Origin of the sequence: Marinimicrobium sp. UBA4209 (assembly GCF_002381585.1) — a bacterium.
Classification (GTDB): domain Bacteria; phylum Pseudomonadota; class Gammaproteobacteria; order Pseudomonadales; family Cellvibrionaceae; genus Marinimicrobium; species Marinimicrobium koreense.
On the sequence record NZ_DFTP01000085.1, the window covers coordinates 13,956 to 34,448 of the forward strand.

Annotated in this window: 17 protein-coding genes; 1 reads left to right on the plus strand and 16 read right to left on the minus strand. The window is 59.4% G+C overall.

Features of this window, described 5'->3' with window-relative positions; all coding sequences use genetic code 11:
• A partial coding sequence (locus B3187_RS12400) for a 5-oxoprolinase subunit B family protein (RefSeq protein ID WP_286806793.1) occupies positions 1-520 on the minus strand: 520 nt, incomplete at its 3' end.
• 3 nt (positions 521-523) lie between these two features.
• Complete coding sequence (locus B3187_RS12405; protein ID WP_286806795.1) at positions 524-1,297, minus strand: 5-oxoprolinase subunit PxpA; 774 nt, start codon at positions 1,295-1,297, stop codon at positions 524-526.
• A 195-nt stretch (positions 1,298-1,492) separates the two neighbouring features.
• Between B3187_RS12405 and B3187_RS12410 the strand changes: the two genes are divergently transcribed.
• The gene (locus B3187_RS12410) at positions 1,493-3,919 is read left to right on the plus strand and encodes a glycoside hydrolase family 88 protein (protein WP_286806796.1); all 2,427 of its coding nucleotides are present in this window, start codon (positions 1,493-1,495) and stop codon (positions 3,917-3,919) included.
• On the opposite strand, the gene B3187_RS12415 is transcribed toward B3187_RS12410, so the two are convergent.
• The 14 genes from B3187_RS12415 to B3187_RS12480 form a co-directional block, all read right to left on the minus strand.
• Complete coding sequence (locus tag B3187_RS12415) at positions 3,920-4,186, minus strand: hypothetical protein (protein WP_286806798.1); 267 nt, start codon at positions 4,184-4,186, stop codon at positions 3,920-3,922.
• Between the two features lie 185 nt (positions 4,187-4,371).
• Positions 4,372-5,406: an alpha/beta hydrolase gene (locus tag B3187_RS12420; protein ID WP_246004378.1), complete on the minus strand. Its 1,035-nt coding sequence runs from the start codon at positions 5,404-5,406 to the stop codon at positions 4,372-4,374.
• Between the two features lie 95 nt (positions 5,407-5,501).
• Positions 5,502-6,137 (minus strand): CDP-alcohol phosphatidyltransferase family protein, encoded by a 636-nt coding sequence (locus tag B3187_RS12425; protein ID WP_286806800.1) that lies wholly within the window; start codon positions 6,135-6,137, stop codon positions 5,502-5,504.
• An 18-nt stretch (positions 6,138-6,155) separates the two neighbouring features.
• Positions 6,156-7,820, minus strand: a complete 1,665-nt coding sequence (locus B3187_RS12430) for an ABC transporter permease (protein ID WP_286806802.1) — start codon at positions 7,818-7,820, stop codon at positions 6,156-6,158.
• A complete protein-coding gene (locus tag B3187_RS12435; RefSeq protein ID WP_286806803.1) occupies positions 7,799-8,959 on the minus strand; it encodes an ABC transporter substrate-binding protein in 1,161 nt (386 codons plus the stop codon). Before B3187_RS12435 ends, B3187_RS12430 begins: the two co-directional genes overlap by 22 nt.
• Complete coding sequence (locus B3187_RS12440; RefSeq protein WP_286806804.1) at positions 8,928-11,279, minus strand: TonB-dependent receptor; 2,352 nt, start codon at positions 11,277-11,279, stop codon at positions 8,928-8,930. The genes B3187_RS12435 and B3187_RS12440 overlap by 32 nt, the downstream gene beginning before the upstream one ends.
• Positions 11,280-11,494: 215 nt before the next feature.
• Positions 11,495-12,241, minus strand: coding sequence for a DUF547 domain-containing protein (locus tag B3187_RS12445; RefSeq protein WP_286806806.1), 747 nt, complete (start codon positions 12,239-12,241; stop codon positions 11,495-11,497).
• Positions 12,242-12,522: 281 nt separating this feature from the next.
• Complete coding sequence (locus B3187_RS12450; RefSeq protein WP_286806808.1) at positions 12,523-14,682, minus strand: FAD-dependent oxidoreductase; 2,160 nt, start codon at positions 14,680-14,682, stop codon at positions 12,523-12,525.
• A 139-nt stretch (positions 14,683-14,821) separates the two neighbouring features.
• On the minus strand, positions 14,822-16,522 hold the full coding sequence (locus B3187_RS12455; protein ID WP_286806809.1) for an acetolactate synthase large subunit: 1,701 nt from the start codon (positions 16,520-16,522) through the stop codon (positions 14,822-14,824).
• A gap of 32 nt (positions 16,523-16,554) precedes the next feature.
• Positions 16,555-17,331: a DNA-binding domain-containing protein gene (locus tag B3187_RS12460; RefSeq protein WP_286806811.1), complete on the minus strand. Its 777-nt coding sequence runs from the start codon at positions 17,329-17,331 to the stop codon at positions 16,555-16,557.
• Entirely contained in the window at positions 17,315-18,169 is an 855-nt protein-coding gene (locus tag B3187_RS12465; RefSeq protein WP_286806812.1) for a DUF692 domain-containing protein, read from the minus strand. Before B3187_RS12465 ends, B3187_RS12460 begins: the two co-directional genes overlap by 17 nt.
• 69 nt (positions 18,170-18,238) lie before the next feature.
• Positions 18,239-18,568: a hypothetical protein gene (locus B3187_RS12470; RefSeq protein WP_286806813.1), complete on the minus strand. Its 330-nt coding sequence runs from the start codon at positions 18,566-18,568 to the stop codon at positions 18,239-18,241.
• 142 nt (positions 18,569-18,710) lie between these two features.
• Positions 18,711-19,904 (minus strand): class I SAM-dependent rRNA methyltransferase, encoded by a 1,194-nt coding sequence (locus tag B3187_RS12475; RefSeq protein ID WP_286806815.1) that lies wholly within the window; start codon positions 19,902-19,904, stop codon positions 18,711-18,713.
• 77 nt (positions 19,905-19,981) lie between these two features.
• Positions 19,982-20,437, minus strand: coding sequence for a hypothetical protein (locus B3187_RS12480; protein WP_024461404.1), 456 nt, complete (start codon positions 20,435-20,437; stop codon positions 19,982-19,984).
• Positions 20,438-20,493 lie beyond the last annotated feature (56 nt).

Sequence of the window (20,493 nt, forward strand, 5' to 3'; positions counted from 1 at the left end):
CCGTCTGCCGGTCTGCCAGCGCCACTGAGCCGACCGGTACGCTCTTTCGGGGACTGTCCAAGCGCGGCGTGGCCAACTCGTCCGCCACCTCGCCGAGATAGGCAAAGCCCGGCGCAAAACCAATGGTATACACCGTGTATTCACGGGCGGTATGCCGGCGAATCGCCTCGTCGATCGTAATCTGGTGATGGGCAGCCACGCGCTCCAGATCGGGGCCTACCGAGGGGTGGTAGTACACCGGAATCTCCACCAGATGGCCGGCATGGGAAGGCGCCGTGAGTAGCTCGCTCAGTAACGACTCAATGAGGGGAGCGAGGCTATCAAACGATTCGTATCGCGGGTCAAAACCGACCAGCAAGGTGGTGTAGGAGGGCACCAGATCTCGCACACGGCCGGTCAACCGGCTGGCGAGACAATCCGTGGCCGCACGAATCTTTGGCACCAGAGCGGGGTCAATACGATCACCAAAGCGCAGCAGGAGGCCGTCCGCTCCGGCGGGCTCTAGAGTCCAGTCCGCCAAAGGTCAGTTCTCCTGGTACCAGCCATCCAATGCATCACGAATACGCCGCACCGACCGCACCGAGTCGTCGTTATCTCCGTGCACACACAGGGTGGTGGCATCGAGGGTCAGCGTCTTTCCCTCCAGCGTCTGCACCTGGCCACTGGTAGCCAGGCTGAGCGCCTGGGCCACAATCACTTCGGGATCATTATGAACGGCTCCGGGCACAGACCGCGGCACCAGAAACCCCTGCTCATCGTAGGCCCGATCCGCAAACGCCTCAAACCACAGCCGCACCCCGAATTCATCGGCCACTGTCCCCACAGCTTCGTTATCGGCCGTGGCCAAAACCATCAAAGGCAAAGAGGCATCGTAGGTCGCCACCGCTTCCAGTACGGCACGCAGTACCGACTCATGGCGCATCATATCGTTGTACAGGGCGCCGTGGGGTTTGACATGGGAGAGCGCCATTCCGTGCACTTTGGCAATACCGGCAAGAGCGCCGATCTGATAGTGCACCAGGGCCACAATCTCCAGGGGACTGCACTGCATGCTGCGCCGCCCAAAGCCCTGCAGATCCGGGTAACTCGGGTGCGCGCCAATATCGACCCCGGCCCGCTTGGCCAACAGCACCGTGCGGGTCATGGTGACCGGATCCGAGGCGTGAAAGCCACAGGCGATATTGGCCAGATCCACCAGCGGCATGACGTCCTCATCCCGCCCCATGGTCCAGGGGCCAAAGCTCTCACCCATATCGCAGTTGAGCAGTAGCCGGTTGTGCGGCTGGCCGAATGTCATAGAGGCCTCTCCAAACATCAGTAGTTGCACGAGTTTACCCTAATGACCGGAATCGGTTCGAGGGCGTGTTGGGAAGCGGAGCGCCGGGGGCTCCTACCGCAACCACGTATATCGAATTGTCCTACAATAAGTGCTAGCATTCCTGCTGCATACAAACGGCATAAATAATAAAACGAGAGAATGGAGAACAACCGCATGAGATTCCTTGCGCGCGCCCTATCGCTATGCACATTGCTGCTGGCCGCTGGCTGTCAGCATACGGCGGAACCCCAATCCCCGGAATTCACATCCGAATCGGTCAAAAACCTGACCCAAAAAGTGGCCGACTGGCAGATCGAGCATTTCGAGGAGCAGGGCAAATACCGCGCCCTGCCCCAGGACCCACCGGACTGGGCCAACCGGGAGCAGTATCACGACCTGGAATGGCACAACGGTGCGCTCTACGCGGGCATGAACCAGTGGCGCAAAATCGCCGATGACCCCAAGTATACCGAGTGGTTGAAGATGATCGGCGAGCGCAACGACTGGGCCCTGCACCGGCGCCCCTACCATGCCGATGACCATGTGGTGGGCCAGTTCTACCTCGCCCTGTACGAAGACTTCAATGACCCGGCCATGCTGAACCCGGTGCGGTCCCAATTTGACTGGATACTGGAAAACCCGAAAACCGGTACCCTGGACTGGAATGCCGAAAACACACACGCACACGAGCGCTGGGGCTGGTGTGATGCCCTGTTTATGGCGCCCCCGGTGTGGGCCCGGCTGGCGAAAGTCACTGGAGAGGAAAAGTACCTGGATTTCATGCACCAGGAATACCTCGCCACCCATGACCTGCTCTGGAGCGAAGAGGATCAGCTGTTCTTTCGGGACTCCAGTTTCTTCGATCAGCGCGAGAAAAACGGCGAAAACATTTACTGGTCCAGAGGCAATGGCTGGGTATTCGCCGGCCTGGCGCTGATGATTCCCGATCTGCCTAGAGACTGGGAGCAACGGGATTTCTATCTCGAACTCTATAAAAAAATGGCTCGCAAGATCCGCTCCGTTCAGCGAGACGATGGTACCTGGTCCATGGGGCTGCTCGGCGACCCCGCGCAGTATCCGATCAAGGAAACCAGTGGCACCGCCTTTTTCACCTTTGGCCTGGCCTGGGGCATCAATGAAGGAATTCTCGATCGGGACACCTATCAACCGGTGGTACAGAGCGCCTGGCAGGCGCTGGCCGATGCGGTGACCGATGAAGGCCTGTTAGGGCATGTGCAACCGGTCGGCGCCGAACCGGGGGAGTCCTTCCCGGATTACACCGAAGTCTATGGCGTCGGTGCCTTTCTGGCCGCAGGCTCGGAAGTCTACAAGCTGCTTGAGTCACAGGAAACGGCCAACGATCAAGCCGCCAAGCCCACCATTCAGACCTTCATGCACAACAGCGGCTGGTGCTGGTTTCAGGACCCGCGCGCCATCATTCACGACGGGCAGTTGATCATCGGCGGGGTGGCAGGCAACGGCATTGGCGATGCGGCGGTGGGGGTATACGATCTGGAAAATCGGGTCATCCTGGGCAGAACCAGCCTGCACAAGCACTTTGACCATGATGATCACAATACCCCCGCGTCTTTTGCCCGTCCGGACGACAGTCTGCTGGTGGTGTACGCCCGTCACAGCACCGAGAACAAGCACTATTACCGCTTCTCCGATAGCGACGACTACCTGAGCTGGGGCGAAGAGCACACGCTGGAGAGCGGCGAGCCGGTTACCTATATGAACCTGTACGCTCTGGCCGCCGAAGACACTCTGTACAACTTCTACCGGGGCATCGAATGGAACCCCACCTTCGTCACCTCCAATGATGAAGGCGCCAGCTGGGGCGATCCCGTACACTTCATCAAAAGTGAGGTTGAAGGGCGCAACCGGCCCTACCCCCGCTACGCCAGCAACGGGCAGGACACTATCGCCGTTTCCTTTACCGACGCCCACCCAAGGGTACACGGCACCAGTATTTACTACGCCGAATTCAGGAACGGCAATTTCTACAAGGCCGACGGTAGCTTCATCAAAAACCTGAAGGAGGATGGGCCGCTGAAGCCATCAGAGGCCGAGCGGATATTCGAGGGCGGGGGCGGCGGTTTCCGGGGCCACGAGCTCAGCGCTCACAACAGCGCCTGGACCAGCTCGATCGTTCTGGACGAGCAGGGTCATCCCCATATCGGCTACTCGCTCTACCTGAGCAATAACGACCAACGCTACCGCCTGGCGTCCTGGGATGGAGCGCAGTGGATTGATCGGGAAGTGGCCCACGCCGGCGGCCGACTGTACGAGCGCGAAGCGAGCTATACCGGGCTGATCACGCTCGACCCGTCAGACCCGAACCACGTGGTGATTTCGACAGATGTTCACCCAAAAACCGGGGAAGCGTTGGGTGGCAAACATCAGATTTTTCGCGCACATATTGGCGAGGGACAGAAAACCGCTGACATTCAGTGGGAACAGTTGACCGATGACCCGGCGCGCCACAACATCCGCCCCATGATCATTCCGCAGGATTCCCATAGCGTCATTGCCTGGCAGCGCGGGCAATACACTACCTACACCGATTATTACCTGGATACCGTGGGGATCGTTTACTGATCAGCGGGTTTTCCACATATTGGCCACGGCCTTGTCGCTTCCGAGAAGGCCCACCACCGCACAGATAATACTGCCCGACAGAAAAACCACGGCGGGGATAAGACCGCCCAACACGGAAAACTTGATGGCCGCAAACAGGGAGCCCGACGCTATGACCAGGAACAGAACCGCCACCACAATCAGAATGGTGCGGTGCAAGGGCTTGTAAGCATAGCGCGCTTCGCCCTTTTCGAAGTGATTGAGAATCGGCGAAAACAGCTTTTTCATAGAACCCCCGCAAAGATTCGCGATTATAGAGCCATAGTCTCCGCCATTACCACCGCCAGCCCGGTCAATCCAAATTATTCCTCAGCGCACACTTTGGGCGGCGCGCCCTACCCAGAGGATGGCAACACCGCCCCGCAATTGCTCAGTACCGCGGATGCGCAGATGTACTCGTCCCAGTATGGGCATCAATCATCCAGCTCAAAGACTCCGTTCAGGAACGCAATCATATCGCTGACCGTCGGTTCCGAGAGTTCCTCAAAGCAGCCCTGGGTGTAGTCATTGCAACCACTGTCCAGAAATCCGTGACCCCTGCCTTCGTAAATCTTCAGGGTGGCAGGCTGGCCCAAGGCCTTCAGCGCATCCACATAAGCGCGCGCACTGGCCGGAGTCGTCAGCTGGTCTTCCGACCCGACGTGAACAAACTGGGGTGGTAAGGGGTACTCCTCGGCACTGACCAGGTACTGATCCGGTGATACCGCCTGATAGTACTCGGGATTATCTTCGACATTGATATCGTCGCCAAACATGCCGCGCGCCTCGGCGCCGCCCCAGGCCCAGAACGGATTGCTGTCCTGCTCGAAACCACCTTTGGCCGATTCGTACAGGCTGAACGCCGCATAGCTCAGAATGGCCGCCTGCACCCGCAACCCATCCTCCCTGGCTACGGCCTCGGCGGTCATCCCCTCAGGCAAGTAGGTCGGGGTGAAACCCAACGGTTTGGAATCAAAGCCGTCATTGCTCAGCGTGCGCCCCGCCAGCGTCACCATGGCCGACAGATGCCCGCCCGCGCTATCACCGGTCACGGCAATGCGATCCGGGTCGCCACCGTAGCGCTGGATGTTGTCTTTCACCCAGAGCACCGCTCCCATGGCATCTTCCACGATTTCATCCATGGTGGTGGTGTTATCCAGGTCCCCCAGCAGGCGGTAGTTGATGTTCACCGTCACCAGATCAGCACGTCGGGCAATGGTGTCCGCCAGGTCCGTCATGATGGACTGATCGTTCACCAGCCAGCCACCGCCGTGAATGACCACCAAAACGGGCCGGGCCTGAGTGTCGGTTTGCGGCACCGCAATATCCAGGGTCAGATCAAACCCTTCCGGGCTGGCCCAGACGATATCTCGATGATGGTTGATTTCGTGCTCCACGGGTACGCTGGAGCATGCAGACACGGCGAGTGCGATACACACAGCGCCGAGTATCTTTGTCAGGAATCTCATATCCAATACCTTTGCCGGGAATAACGTTATTGTGGACCATCGACCATAATGGTCGGATGCACTTTAACAGTATTCCGGCAAAAGCTCAGCCCCAACTAATTAACGGTTCGAACTCTCGGTGACAGGGCTTTCAAGGTGGTAAAGCCCGCCCGTATCCGTGCGGCGGTGGTGATCCAGCACATCACAGCGAAGAGGCCCGCCAGCCAGGGGAAGTATTGCGGGAACAGGCAGAACAGCACCAACGCCACGATGGTCTCGGTGCCTTCGGCCAAACCGCCCATGTAGTAGAGGGATTTCTGCGGATAGTCCGGGCTGTCGAGCTGGTATTTGTTGGCCATAATCGCGAAGGCGAGAAAGGTGGTGCCGGTGCCGACGAAGGAGAGCATCAGCAGCGCGGACCAGAACGCGTTCTGCTCCGGGTTGGCGAGCAGAAAACCGAAGGGAACGGCATTGTAGAAAATGAAATCCAGCACGATATCCAGAAAGCCGCCAGAGTCGCTAATGCCCTGAATTCTGGCAAGGGCGCCATCGAGGCCGTCGCTCAGGCGGTTGAGCACAATCACCACCAGTGCGGCGACGTACCATTCCAGCGCGAGCAGTGGAATGCACAACATCCCGATGACGAAACCGCCGACAGTCACCTGGTCGGCGGTAATGCCCAGGCGATCCAGTCGTGCGGCAAGCCAGCGCAGCGGCGGGCGGGTCAGTGGAATCAGGCGGGTATCGAGCATTAAGCGACTCCGGGAAGGTTAACGCGGCGCGAAGCGATAGCGCGCCCGTCGGTTCAACAGGGCGGCGGATAGTAACAGTATCAGGGGCAGCAAGAGTTGCCAGAACGCATAGAGCCCCAGCAGACGGCGGTCCCCACCGCTGCCAATATTGACCGCTTCGGTGGTGACGGTCACCACACGGCCGGCCCCCAACAGTTGGGTGGGCAGGTACTGGGCGACACTGACCGAAAATGCGATCACCCAAGCATAGAGTATCGGCTGCTTAAGAATGGGCAACAGGATCCGAAACCAGCAGGCCGGCGCTGAGTAGCCAAGGCTCTGGCCCACCAGCAGCCAGCGTCGATTGAAGCGGCGGTAATCACCGGAAAGCATCAGGTAGGCGTAGGGAAAGGTGAACACACAGTGGGCCCAGAGCACCCAATACCAGTGCGGATCGAGACGCAGCGCACTCAGGCCAAACTGCCAACCCATCACCAGCGGCAGTTGCGGTACCAGCAGTCCCAGCAGCAATACCCACTGGGGCCAGAAGCGCTCGCGCCGGGCCTGCCATTCCAGGCATACCAACGCCCCGACTAGCCCGACACTGGCGCTGACCAGCGCAAGCCCCGCCGTCTGCCAGAGCAGCGGCGCCAGAAACGGCCATTCACTCTGCCAGGTGGACAGGCTGAACGTGCCGGGCAAAAGATCCGGATAGAACCAGCTTTGCGCCAGCGACCAGACCACCAGTGCCGCCATGACCCCTATGGAAAGCATCGCCATCAAAGGCAACCACAGGCGCGCGATGGAGTGCATCAACAAGCCCAGGCCGCCGAGCCAGGGCAACACAGTGACCTTCGCCCGCCGGCACCCGCGCACCAACCCGGCATAAAGACGTTCGTGCTGCCGGTTCAGCCACAGGAGAAGGACCGCCAATACGATGAGCACCAGGCTGCCCAGCAGTGCCGAGTGAGCCGCCTGAGCCGAAAAGTCCTGCTGCCACTGAAACACCTGCTGGGCCCACACGCCCGGCAGATTGGGGCCGATCAATAGCGGTACATCCACCACCGACAGGGTGTAGATCACCACCGCCGCCATGGGCAGGCGCAGCCTGGTCAGCAGCTCGGGCACCACCAGTTGCCACCAACTGGCCAGTCGGGAGTGGCCCAGGGTCTGCCCCGCCTGCAGGTAGCGCTCGGCCGGGATCTGGGTCAGGGCGCTCTGGATCATCAGCAGCAGAAAGGGGATTTCCTTCAGCAGCAGCACCCAGAACAGGGTGAACAGAGACCGATCCGCCAACAAGGCCGACGCCGGCGGTGACTCAAAACCACCAGACAGACTGTGCCATCCGCGCACCAGCCAACCAGTGGGACTGAATAAAAACAGCACGCCCACGGCAAAGGCCAGATGGGGAATGGAGAGCAACGGGGCGAGCCATCCGAGCAGGCGCGGTGATGTCCGCGCGCTGAAAGCCAGTGCCACATAGCAGGCCAGCAGCGGCGCCAGAGTCGCCAGCACCAGAGAATAGCCGATGGCCGCGGTCAGTCCCGGCGCCCGCACAAAATCAGTGACTGCGTCGGCACTCAGCCCGACCAGTTGACCCACGTAGGGCCATACCGCGACCGTCAGGGGCAGGCCCAGCAGTAAAGCCAGACACAGCCCGGCCGTCGTGCTCAGGGTCGGGCTTACTGGTAGCGCGCGAGCCAATGTGCCTCCAGCCGTTCCTGCCAGCCGGCGTGCAGCTCCTGAGCGGTGGGCAACAGCGCCTCCGCCTCATCCAGCCTGACCACCGCCGGATCGCCCCAATAGCGCGGGTCCGCCTTGCGGGCCTGAGCACTGCGAGAAATCAGAAAATTGATCACTACTTTCGCCGCCGCTTTGTGGGAGGCGTTGTGCGGCACCGCCAGGTAATGGCTGTTGGTGATCGCGCCCTGGGCAAAATAGTGCTGGGTTACCGTCTCCGGCAACCGGCCATTGCCGACTTTGCTGTCCATTTCCTGAGGGTTGAAGCTGAACGCCGCATGCAGCTGCCCATCCGCCAGCCACTGCAGTTGTTGCGCCGAGTCTTTGGGAAACGCCTGGCCTTTTTTCCAAAGTAGCGGATGCAATTGGTCAAGATAATCCCACAGTACAGGCAGCAGGTCCCGTTCGGCACTACGACTGGGTTCGCGGTAGAGCCGCTCGTCATTATCGGCCAGAGCCTGCAGCAGGGACTTCAGAAAGGTGGTGCCAATAAAATCCGGCGGTTTGGGATAGCTGAGCCGGCCGGGGTTCTGTTCGGCATAGGCCAGAAGCTGCTCTGGCGTGATGGCTGGTTCGGCAAAGCTGCCGTCGCGGGCGATGATGTTGAACTGGCCCATACCCCAGGGCACTTCGAAGCCGTCCACCGGCACCCCAAAGTCCGTCAACAGCGGCAACTCGTCCGTGAGCAGATGAACGTGATTGGGAATCGCACTCAGCAGATCCGGCTCCAGCAACTTACTCTCTTTCAGTGCGTGAAAATTTTCGCCGTTGATCCACAGAAGATCTATGGCTCCGCCCTGCTTCCGACCGGCAGCCTGGTCGCTGCGCAAGCGATGCACCGCTTCGGCAATGTCGCTGACTTTGACGTGGCGCAGGTTGATGCCGTACTGCCGATTCAGGTGTCTGCCGGCCCAGCGCAGATACTGATTGACCGAGTTTGAGCCACCCCAGGCGTAAAAGAACACCGTGCTGCCGCGCGCCTCCTGCACCACGTCGGACCAGTCCTCGGCGGTTTGTTCGGCCTGGACCACGACCGCGCTGCTCATCAGAAGCAGCGCGGTCAGGGCGCGCTTAAAAGCGCTGGGTAAACTGCAATTGAACATGCCGTGGCAATTCCGGAAAGACCAAAGAGGAACCAAAATACCCGCCTTCAAACACCGGTGTCCAGTTTTCCTCGTCGGTGAGATTGAATACATCCAGGCGGATGCGACTGGCGCCCTGATTGAACTCATAGGCCAGGTTGGCATTCAGGGTGAACTGCTCGGGAACGGTGACCGTTTGCAGATAGTCCAGCGGATAATCGCTGGTCAGCACGGCGGAGCCACCCACCGACCAACCCTCGGCAAAGAGGTACCCACCCGCCGCGGACAGGCTCCAGTCCGGCAGGCCGTGCAGACGCTGGTTGGACGCGGGGAAGGCAGCGAAGTTAGGCGCACCGACACCGGTGCCCTGAATGATATCCGGGCGGGAGTCATCGAAGGCATCCGCCACTTGTTCCGCGGCCTGAAACGCAGCGGAATTATCGAACTCGGCATCCAGCCAGTTGGCGCCCACGCTCATCCAGGCACGCTCCCCGCGATAAAACAGTTGCGCCTCCAGTCCTCGGGTGGCCACCCCACTGTTACTGCCATCGCGATTGCGCAGGCTGCGGGTCTGATCGAAAACCGCCGCATCCGCATACCAGGGTGAACCAGCGGGCGCGTATTTCAGGCCAACTTCATGCAGGGTATTTTCGGTGGCAAAGTTGAGCGGATCGATCTGGTTGTTCCCCCCAAGCACATTGCCACCGGCCATGCTGTTGGAGGTGGATTCGCTGTAGCTGCTGGTGGCGTAAAGGGTTACCGATTCACCAGATCGATAATGCAACGTCGCTTCACCCGCTTTCAGGAAGTCGTTGTGGTTGTCCCGCGCCGCCTCGACGCCTTCAGGTGCGATGGGATCCCGAGCGGTAACATCGTACCAGTCGCCCCGTGCGCCCAGCGTCAACTGCAGGCGCTCGGTCAGCGGCTGTTTGTGTTGAACAAATAATCCGCCCTGCACACTGGAGGAATCCGTCGTGTCCGACAGATTGAAATCCCCCACCCCGTCGCCGTCGATGTCGTACTGGGCTCCAGGAGAAACGAACAGGCCCGGGCGCAATTCAACCAGACGCGCCTTCTGTACGTCGGTCAGCGGGATTTCCCGATTGCTGAGCGGACCGGTCAAGTCTGTGGGCAGATCGGCCTCGGTGGTGAACTGGCTGTAGCCGAGCACGTCGTTGTAACGCAGGTTGGCGCCCACCGTGGTGTTGTGGATGTGCAGCTCGGTGCGGTTTTCCAGCGTATCGGCCCCGTCGACAATTTCCACAAAACTGTTCTGGGCGATTTCCTCGCGCTCCAGATGTTCGTAGTAGGAACGGTTGACCAGGCGAATGGAGTCCGCCAGCTCAACATTGAACACCGAATGCAGCAACAGGGTTTCCGCCCCGTTGATGTCGTCCGGGTGGGTATGTACCCGGTTGCGGGGGATCTTTACCTCGCCGGTTGGACTGACGACCGCAAAGGCGCCCGGCACCCTGGAGCCATTGGGCTGAACACCCTGCCCCTGCACGTAAAGACCGTGATCAATCAGATCCTGGGTCGGGCGATTGATGCCCGCATTATCGGTCCACTCCACATCGTAGTATTCCAGCGACACATTCCACTCAAAATGATCGCTGGGCAAGATACGGTAAGCGGCAAACAGGTTGGTGCTGTCGAGCCCGGCATAGTCGTAGAAACTGCCTTCGTCTTTATGCTCCAGGCTGATCCGGGCCCCCTGGCGCTCCGGATCGATCACCCAGGAATAATCCAACTGCGCACCGTACTGGTCCCATTCGCCACCGGTCAGACTGACGCGGCCCTCCGGCTCACTCAGGTCCGGGCGCTTGGGCGTGATATTCACAAACCCGCCGGTGCGCTGAGTGGTGCCGAGAATCACCGAAGGGGTACCGCGCACGATATCGATTTGGCCAACCGAGTTGAACGACAACGGAATACCCAGACCGTTATTGCCCACCTGGCGACGCATACCGGCCGAGAAGACTTCGCCCAACTGACCGCGCAGCGTCGGCAGACTGGGCGCACCAAAGCCTTTGGCCTGGAAGGTGTTGGGAGCGACCCGCTGCAGCTCCTGCAGGTTGTCGATGGCCGCTTCGTTCAGCAAATCTTCGGTCACCGGGGTGATTGAACGGCCGATGTCGGCGATGGTCTGGCCCAGGCCAAAAGGCCCGTCGACTTCGTCGCTGCGCACATTGCCCATACCACTGAGGGCTTCGCCCACCACGAGGACATCCTGAATGCTGCTGGTTTGGGCGTGAGCGGGTAGCGCGGCTATGAGGACGGCGCTGGCGCACAGGGTTCGCGGAATTGACGACCGCACTCGTTTGGACAATCGGTTTTTCATTAACAACTTTGCTCCATTTGATACATTCATCGTTGTTTTACGGCGGATGCGGATTTATTCCGCTTCGCTTAGCCCCTACGTATACGGTGGCGCGGGGTATTACGTTGGGTAACGGCGGATGCGCTGCGCTTATCCGCCCTACGCGACCCTCAGAGCTATCCGTAGGGGCCGAGCGCAGCGGTGCCCGCATCCGCCGTTGCCATGCCCGAAAACGCTCACTCATTCAGCGTCCAATCATAATCGAGAAAGCGATACACCACCGCCCCTTCGCGGAGCTGCTCTCTTTCGGCTTCACTCAACCCGAGGCTATCGGCATAACGCAAAAAAAACGCATTCAGGCTGTCGATACCCTGCCAACCGCGCTCAAAATCTTCCCGGTACCATTTAAAAATGGAGGACACCTCCAACCGGCCATCCCGATAGCGATTGCGGGTCTCGTCTTGCAGAAAACGCTCGGTACTGTCTTCCAGTTGTTGCTCGATCTGCTTGGCGGTAAACGGCTCTGTACGCAGCGCCGGGCAGCCAACGGAGGCGCAATTGACGGCGAAGTGGATACGCGGCTCGTTGTAGACACCGGGCTCCCGGATGATCTCATGCTCTACCTGATCGAGATGCATCTCTTCTCCCAACAGGGTGAAAAAGCGCATCTTCCAGGGATTCTGCCAGAACGTGCCAATATCCCGAATGGAGTCGACCGGGTAATGGTCAACAATGAGTTTCAGGGTAAAGGCGTTGTAGGCATTGATCAGGAAGGCGAGTTGCTGGTCGCGGCTCCACGTTTTGAACTGGGACTTTTCGACGCCGGAGAGTTGCCCCAGGTATTGATTGAGGGTGTCCGGAGCGGCTTTGAGCGTTTCGTAGTCCACGGTGGAAGCGGTGCCTTCTTCATTCCATTGGACGTGGTTTTCGAGTACCTGAGCGTAGGTTTTGTGCTGGTGGTCGAAGTCGCTCGAAATAGCCAAACCACTTAGCATGGATAAGGCAACGAACACGATTCCGTGCATAGAAAACTTGATCGATTCACCACGTCCGGTACGTCGGTCCGAACACCGTTTCAAGACACGCTGTAAATACATCCCTGTAAGCTCGAGAGCGCTAGTCCCACGGCTCACGGTCTTGAAACGGTGTTCGGACCGACGCACCTCTGCACTCCGATTTTCCTCGTTGCGGGAAGAATGCTTAAACAGTTGTGCGTAGGGCTGGTAAGCCGAAGGCGCACCTGCCGTAAATACACGTGACGCTATCATCTGTCCCCTCCCCGTCTCCAGGTATGGTATTTCTCCAACCACCGAAGTACCGCTTCCGGCTTGTGGGCTTTTTTCCACTCGCCGGCGGCGTACTTGTTGGCCTCGGCCAGCGTCGGATAGACATGGATGGTGCCGAGAATTTTGTTCAGGCCCAGACCGTGACGCATGGCAAGAATAAATTCGGCCATCAGGTTGCTCGCTTCGGTACCGACGATGACTACGCCCAGGATTTTATCCTTGCCTTTCGGGGTGATGACTTTGATGAAGCCAGTGGTGGTGCTGTCGGCAATGGCGCGATCTAACTCGGCCAACTCAAAGCGGGTAACTTCATAATCTATACCCTGCGCCTTCGCCTCACGCTCGCTGATGCCCACGCGGGCAATCTCCGGATCCAGGAAGGTGGTCCAGGGGATGACGGAATAGTCAACCTTGAAGCGTTTGAACTGCCCGAACAGCGCATTCACCGCGGCGTACCAGGCCATGTGCGCGGCGGTGTGGGTAAACTGATAGGGCCCCGCCACATCGCCGGCGGCGTAGATGTTCGGGTACAGAGTTTCCAGGTATTCGTTGGTCAGGACCGTCCGTTCAGTGCGGATACCCAGATCTTCCAGTCCGTAACCGGTCAATCGGGCCTTGCGGCCCACCGCGACCAGCAGTTGGTCAAAGGGGATCCGTTTTTCTTCGCCTTCGTGTTTGACCACCAGCACTTTTTCATCACCGTCGCGCTCGCAACGCAAGGCCTCGTGTCGGGTCAGCACTTCAACCCCACCGGCCATCATTGCCTCACGGGCGATCTCCGACACCTCACTGTCTTCTTTGGCGAGAATGCGCTCACCTCGTTCGACCTGACTCACTTTGGACCCAAGACGAGCGAAGGCATGAGACAGCTCTGAACCAATGGGACCACCACCGAGCACGATCAGGCGCTTGGGCGGTTCGTCCAGTTTCGCAAAGGTATCCCACAGCGTATCGCTGGTGACATAGCCAACATCGTTCAGTCCGGGCAGATCCGGCACCAGAGGTTCGGCACCGGCCGCAATGACAATGCTGCGGGTGGTCAGGCGCTGGGTACCACCATCATTCAGGGCGATATCGACGGTCCAGGGGTCCACAATCGTGGCGTAGCCCTGCACCACATCAACCCCCAGACCGGTGTAGCGTTCGACACTATCATGGGGCTCGACTTCCTTGATCACCTTGTGAATTCGCTCCATCACGGCGCGAAAGCTGAAGGTCGGCTGTTGAGCGTTCAGACCATAATGGTCCGCATGTCGCATCTGGTGGGCGACCTTGGCACTTTTGATCAGCGCTTTGCTGGGCACACAGCCATAGTTCAGGCAGTCACCCCCCATTTTATGGGCCTCCACCAACGTGACTTTGGCTTTGACCGTCGCCCCGATGTAGGCAGACACCAGGCCGCCCGCACCACCGCCAATCACCACGAGATTGCGGTCAAACCGCTTCGGTTTGGTCCAACCTTTGTAGGCCCGGCGCCGCTGAACCAGGCGCACAATCGCCTTTGCGATCCAGGGGAACACCCCGAGCAGCGCAAACGACAGAATGAGTTCCGGCGAGAAAATACCGCCCACACTGTCGATCTCCGCCAACTGGGTGCCGGCATTGACATAGACGGCGGTACCGCCAAGCATGCCCAACTGACTGACCCAATAAAAGGTCCAGGTTTTCAGACGCGTCACCCCCATCACCAGGTTGATGACGAAAAAGGGAAACAGCGGGACCAGACGCAGCGTAAATAGGTAGAAAGCACCGTCCCTTGCAATACCGCGATTAATGGCCTTCAAGCGCTCGCCGAAGCGGTTCTGCACCGATTCACGCAGCACAAACCGGGCCACCAGAAACGCCAGTGTTGCCCCGATGCTGGACGCGAAAGAGACCAGCAACAGCCCCTGCCACAACCCGAATAGCGCGCCGCCGGCCAGGGTCATAATCGCCGCGCCGGGCAACGACAAGGCGGTAACAAGCACATAAACCGCAAAATAGACCGTGGGCACCAGCACAGGGAAGTCATGCAACCATTGCCCGAAGGTCTCCTGGCTGCTTTTAAGCTGTGTCAGTGTAAAGTAGTCGTCGAGACCGAACCCAAAGAAAACGGCAACCAGAGCGGCGACCAGGGCAATAATCAACAAGCGTTGCATTCTGCATCCTTTGATGTGAAAAAGTATGGCGAGCGCGGATCGATAAAACGGCTCACTCCAACACGTCGTCGCTGTCTATACGTCTGTTCCGGAAACGACGATGCCATCTTCCCGGACGAATTACGCCGGGCGCTGGTGCTCAGAGCGCCAGCGCTCGACTCATTGCGGGAATTTGGTGGTTCAGTAGCGGCTCGTTCTCTTCATAGTTTACCGGCACCACAATCAAGTGCACTCCGCCTTGATGCCAGGCGCTCTGAACGCTGTCCACCAGGTGCGGGATGGATGTCACTTCCACGCCCGTTGCCCCGTAGCTTTGGGCGTAACGAATGAAGTCCGGATTGCCGTAATTCAATCCGTAGTCCGAAAAACCCATATGTCGTTGCTTCCAACGAATCATGCCGTACGCATCATCACGTAACACCAGAACCACCAAATCGAGTTTCAATCGAACGGCCGTCTCCATCTCCTGAGAGTTCATCATAAAGCCACCATCGCCGCACACAGCCACAACCCGTCGTTCGGGGTGCACCAACTTGGTGGCCATGGCCGAAGGCAGCCCGGCCCCCATGCTCGCCAGCGCATTGTCCAGCAGCAAGGTGTTGGATTGATAGGCGGGGTAGTTACGAGCGAACCAGAGTTTGTAAATGCCGTTGTCGAGTGCGAGGATGCCATCATCGGGCATCAGCGCCCTTACCTCGGCCACCAGCCGCTGCGGATCCATGGGTATTCGCGCATCCTGTGCGTGCGCTGTGAGTTGCTCAGTGAACCCTTGACGCACCCTCTGATACACCGCGAAATCCCAATGCGGCTCGACGCTCAACCGGTCAGCCAACCGACTGATACTGTCCGCCATATCACCGATCACTTCCTGCTGAGGGTAATAGACGCTGTCGACCGACGCCGGCACGTAGTTCAGGTGAATGACCTGTGCATCGCCACAAGGCGCCAGAAACTCCCCGGCACCCAGTCTGCAGTTCGCGGCATCGGTATCGGCGCCCATTACAAAGGGCGGCTTTTCGATCACGTCGTGCCCGATGTTGATAATCAGGTCCGCCGCCTCAAATGCCCGGTGGACAAAGTCATCACTCGAAAGCGCCGCTGTGCCGAGATACCCGGGATGCCGTTCATCCAGCACCCCTTTACCCATCTGGGTGGCAACCCATGGAATTCCCGTACGATCAACCAGGGCTTTCAGGCTAGCATGGATGTCGTAACGGCTCGCGCTGGCGCCGATAAGCAACAGGGGACGCCGCGCACTGCGAATTGCTTGTGCGGCCAGTGCCAGGCATTCATCGGACGCCTGGGGCATTTCGGCTCGACTCGGTGCGATGATCGGCGCCTCGGTAGACTCCTGTGCGACATCCTCCGGCAGTTCCAGGTGCACGGCGCCGGGCCGTTCCAGTTCGGCACGGCGAAAGGCTTCGCGAACCCTCGCCGGAATCGCCTGACCACTCACCAGCTGACGGGTGTACTTGGTCAAAGGCGTCATCATGTCCACAACGTCAATGATCTGAAACTCACCCTGCTTGCTGCTCTTAATCGGTTTTTGACCGGTAATCATGAGTAGTGGCATGGCACCAAGCTGGGCATAGGCCGCGGCGGTCACCAAGTTGGTTGCCCCCGGCCCGAGCGTGGCCAGGCACACGCCGGCCCGGCCGGTGAGCCGCCCCTGGGTAGCGGCCATGAAGCCCGCCGCCTGTTCGTGCCGGGTCAACACCAGTTCAATGGAAGAACGCGAGAGCGAGTCCAGCAAATCCAGATTTTCTTCACCTGGCACACCAAAGACTCGCTCAACCCCTTCGGATTCCAGCGCTTTGACCAGTAAGTCAGAAGCTTTCATAGTGAGAGACGCTCTTGTCGATGAATGTCGGACTAGGCATCCGGCGAGTGGAGTGGACGAGCGCCACACAGTACCCCCAGATCATAAAATTCCTGCAGGATAAGTTCACCGCCGGACAGTAACGCATCGGGATCAACCTGTGGGGACTCTCGTTGTAAACACTCAAGAATTTGTCGACCGCTCAGCTCAGGCTTCGCATCCAGCAGCGCCAACAGGCGTGCGGTAAAGGCATTCAAAGCCATGAACGATACCCGACGATCCCGAGTGCGATACACCAATACCCAGGTAGGAAGCTCTGGGGGTTCCTGAGGCTGAAACCCGGGGCCGATCTGATGCACCGGGAAACGGTACTCCAGCGGCCAGGCCAGGGGTGACAGCACCGGGTGGCCGGCCATAACATCCTTGTGCAACCCCGGTTCAGGTTCGGGATTGGTCGCAATCTGCAACGCCAACTCCACCCACTCGTAGTGCAGCAGTTCCGCCATAAAGGGGGGATCTTCCGGGGTGATCGGCCGAGCGTCGGAATTGACGTAATCAATGTATTCACGCCCGATATCGGAGAACAGGGGGCTCTGACAACGATGGTGCTGCATGAAACCGCGCACCTCTTTCAGCCACCAGTCTTCAGGCATCAGGGATTTGAACACCGGAAAATTGTTGCTCAAGAAAGTATTCAGGTTGTTGAAAAACAGATCCTGATAGATTTTCATCCGGCGCGCTTCCACTTCCGTATGCGGCTGCCCCTCCGGATCACGGATGGCACCGGCGAAACGCTTCAGCGCCTCCCGGTAATCATCGGGCACCGACATGGGCCACCTCGTTCTGGTGCGCACGAACCGTATCCACTTCGGTCAGCAGCTCTGGCAGCGGTGGCAGATTGAAGTCCCGCTCAAGCAGTGTGGGACAGATACCCGCATGGTCATAGGCCACATCCAGCAGCTGCCAGACCGGATCGATGACATCCGCTCCGTGGGTGTCCACCAGGAGGTCTTCCGCCTCCCGGTAGTGACCGGCAATGTGCATGTATTGAATGCGCTCGGCCGGCATGGCGCGGATAAATGCCTCGGCATCATAGCGATGATTGACGCTGTTGACGTAGGCGTTGTTGACGTCCAGTAACAGGTTGCAATCCGCCTCTTCAAGCACCGCCCGAATGAAGGTGGCCTCGTCCAGCTCCGGCACCGGCATCTGCGGCGTGGTGACAGGCGCATAGTAAGAGACATTCTCCAGAGCGATGCGCCGCTCGAGAATATCCTGAACCTGGCGTACGCGCTCGGCGATCCAGCGCACGCCACTTTCTGTAAAGGGTACCGGCATCAGGTCATAGAGATGACCGTCGTCGCTGCAGGCGCTCAGATGTTCTGAGTAAAGCTCGATCCGGTGTTCATCGAGAAACTGTCTGATTCGGGTCACAAAGTCGACATCCAGCGGCGCCGGACTACCGATGGACAGGGATAAACCGTGGGTGCTGAACGGGTAGCGTTCGGTCAATGCGCGGAATTTCGCGCCAAGCCGACCCCCCATCGCCATCCAGTTCTCTGGAGCAACTTCGAGAAAGTCGATACGACCGTCGGGGGACGGCGGCAACTGATCCAGCAACTCGCGCCGCAGACCCAACCCGACACCTTGGACTTTGGACAGAGGCATACTCAGACACTCACTCGCTCTCTACATTCATCAGCCAGGCGGGGCGTGAAGCCCCGCCTGGCTATTACATCAAGCGCCGCACTTACCTTCGCCGCACTTACCTTCGCCGCACTTACCTTCGGCATCCTTGTCTTTCTTGTCCTCACCACACTTGGCTTCGCCGCATTTGGCCTCGCCACCTTTTTTCTCTTCGCCGCACTTGGCTTCACCACATTTGGCTTCACCACATTTGGCTTCACCGTCTTTCTTCTCGCCACCGTGGTTGTGAGCCAATTGACTGTAACCGCTGGAGAGTGTTTCGGCCGAAAAGGGGTTTTCGGCGACAGCGGCCTGGCTACCCAGGCCCAACAACAGGGCGGCACTGGCAGAGGCGATCAGGGGATTTTTCATGGATTTCATCGTTGTTCTCCTACGAAAGTTATTGGAATCATCTGAACGTTCAGATTACATACCGTCATAAACGCGCTATAGATCATAGCGCATGTCTCGGACCGCCGCTTTCGCAAGAGGGTTCAGTACTCAGTACAACGACGTCTTCGCCTCAGGGCAGGTACACCCGGGCAAACACCGCTTTCAGATAATCGGTCTCGGGGATGGCCGGATGCACAGGATGATCGGCGCCCTGCCCGCCCTGGGCGATGATCTGTACGTGACGATCCAGGTGCCGGCCGGCACCGCGCACGATATCGGTCAGCGATTCCCGGGCCAGGTGCATGGAGCAGGAAGCCGACACCAGCAGGCCGTCGCGGCCCAGCAGTCGAATGGCCAGCTCATTGATGTGGCGATACGCCGCCTCTCCGGCCTTCTGGTCCTTGCGCCGTTTGATAAACGCGGGCGGGTCCAGCACCACCACATCGAAAGTTTCACCGTCGGCGATCAGTGCCTTGAGCACGTCAATGGCCTTGCCCTGAAGCGCGCTGACCCGGTCCGCCACGCCGTTCAGCTCGGCATTGGTGGCCACTCCGTCCAGCGCCGTGGCCGAGGCATCCACACAGACCACTTCCCGGGCGCCGGCGTTGGCAGCCGCCACACCCCAACCGCCCATATAGGAAAAGACATCCAGCACCCGGCGATCCCGACACCAGCCCTGAAGGCGAGCGCGATTGTCGCGGTGATCGTAGAACCAACCGGTTTTCTGACCCTGTCCTACCGGAATCCGGAAGCGGGTCCCATTCTCCAACAGCTCCAGGGTGTCCGGCATGGTGCCGTGGGCGACTTCCTGATAGCGCGCCAACCCTTCCAGCTCGCGGGCGCCGTGATCGTTGTCCAGCAGAATGCCCGCGGGCTTCAGACACTGTACCAGTGCCTCGATAATATCGGCCTTGTGGCGCTCCATGCCGGCACTGGCAATCTGAACCACCAGATAGTCACCAAAGCGGTCCACCACCAGCCCGGGGAGCAGATCGGAATCGCCGTAGATGAGTCGGTAATAGGGGCCGGGAAAGAAGGCATCGCGCAAGGCCAGAGCCTGATTGATACGGTGCACGAGCAGGGATTTACTCAGGGGCTGCTCCGGATCGCGATTGACCAGCCGCGCGCAGATCAGGCCGGCCGGATTGACCACCGCCACCCCGAGCGCCTTGCCGGTGCTGGCCAGGACCAGCGCCTGATCCCCGGGTTGAAACGCCTTGAGCGGCGTTTTGGCCACGTCTACTTCGTTACTGTAGATCCACAGGTGGCCGCGTTTGAGGCGACGGTCGGTATTTTTCTTGAGCTGCAAGGGGGGCAATGACACGGGTCGTTCTCCAATGACGATCGACCGCCGGAAGTGGCGGCGCTCGCCATTCTACGCGAGACCACGACCGGACACGATCACTCCGGCTGTGGAATAGGCAGTTGGGATCTTTCGGCAAAGCGGCTCCGGTCTTGTTCGGTAGCGCCCTCACGACACTCTCCCCGCAGCCACATCTCGGCCCGGGACAGACGATAGTCCAACTCCAGAAAGCCCTCCCGGCAGTACCCGGTGAGCGTCACGGCCCGCTCGGCGTCGCTGCGCAACTGCCGGTACTCGCGGCTGCCCAAAGGCTCCCGACGACGATGCTCGGTCACATCCTTGGGGGACCGGTACACCTGCACCAGTGGCCGCTGACGGGCATCCGGCACATCCAGTTGATACACAAACAGTTTGCTGTTGTTGGGCCGCAGATCAATCGACAGCGTCTCTTTCAGGCCCCCGTAATGGCGCCCACCGCTACTGCACCCGATCAGCAGGGTACCGATCAACACTCCGGTCACGCCCAACCACCACCGGCCTCTGCCATTGCCCATATTCCGTTCCCCACTCCTCAAGATGTTGCTGTTCAGGCCGACAACCCAATACGAAA

Coding starts and splice junctions, on each gene's coding strand:
- B3187_RS12405 (WP_286806795.1), bottom strand. CDS start 1,297: ATGACATTCGGCCAGCCGCACAACCGGCTACTGCTCAACTGCGATATG.
- B3187_RS12410 (WP_286806796.1), top strand. CDS start 1,493: ATGAGATTCCTTGCGCGCGCCCTATCGCTATGCACATTGCTGCTGGCC.
- B3187_RS12415 (WP_286806798.1), bottom strand. CDS start 4,186: ATGAAAAAGCTGTTTTCGCCGATTCTCAATCACTTCGAAAAGGGCGAA.
- B3187_RS12420 (WP_246004378.1), bottom strand. CDS start 5,406: ATGAGATTCCTGACAAAGATACTCGGCGCTGTGTGTATCGCACTCGCC.
- B3187_RS12425 (WP_286806800.1), bottom strand. CDS start 6,137: ATGCTCGATACCCGCCTGATTCCACTGACCCGCCCGCCGCTGCGCTGG.
- B3187_RS12435 (WP_286806803.1), bottom strand. CDS start 8,959: ATGTTCAATTGCAGTTTACCCAGCGCTTTTAAGCGCGCCCTGACCGCG.
- B3187_RS12440 (WP_286806804.1), bottom strand. CDS start 11,279: ATGAAAAACCGATTGTCCAAACGAGTGCGGTCGTCAATTCCGCGAACC.
- B3187_RS12450 (WP_286806808.1), bottom strand. CDS start 14,682: ATGCAACGCTTGTTGATTATTGCCCTGGTCGCCGCTCTGGTTGCCGTT.
- B3187_RS12455 (WP_286806809.1), bottom strand. CDS start 16,522: ATGAAAGCTTCTGACTTACTGGTCAAAGCGCTGGAATCCGAAGGGGTT.
- B3187_RS12460 (WP_286806811.1), bottom strand. CDS start 17,331: ATGTCGGTGCCCGATGATTACCGGGAGGCGCTGAAGCGTTTCGCCGGT.
- B3187_RS12465 (WP_286806812.1), bottom strand. CDS start 18,169: ATGCCTCTGTCCAAAGTCCAAGGTGTCGGGTTGGGTCTGCGGCGCGAG.
- B3187_RS12470 (WP_286806813.1), bottom strand. CDS start 18,568: ATGAAATCCATGAAAAATCCCCTGATCGCCTCTGCCAGTGCCGCCCTG.
- B3187_RS12480 (WP_024461404.1), bottom strand. CDS start 20,437: ATGGGCAATGGCAGAGGCCGGTGGTGGTTGGGCGTGACCGGAGTGTTG.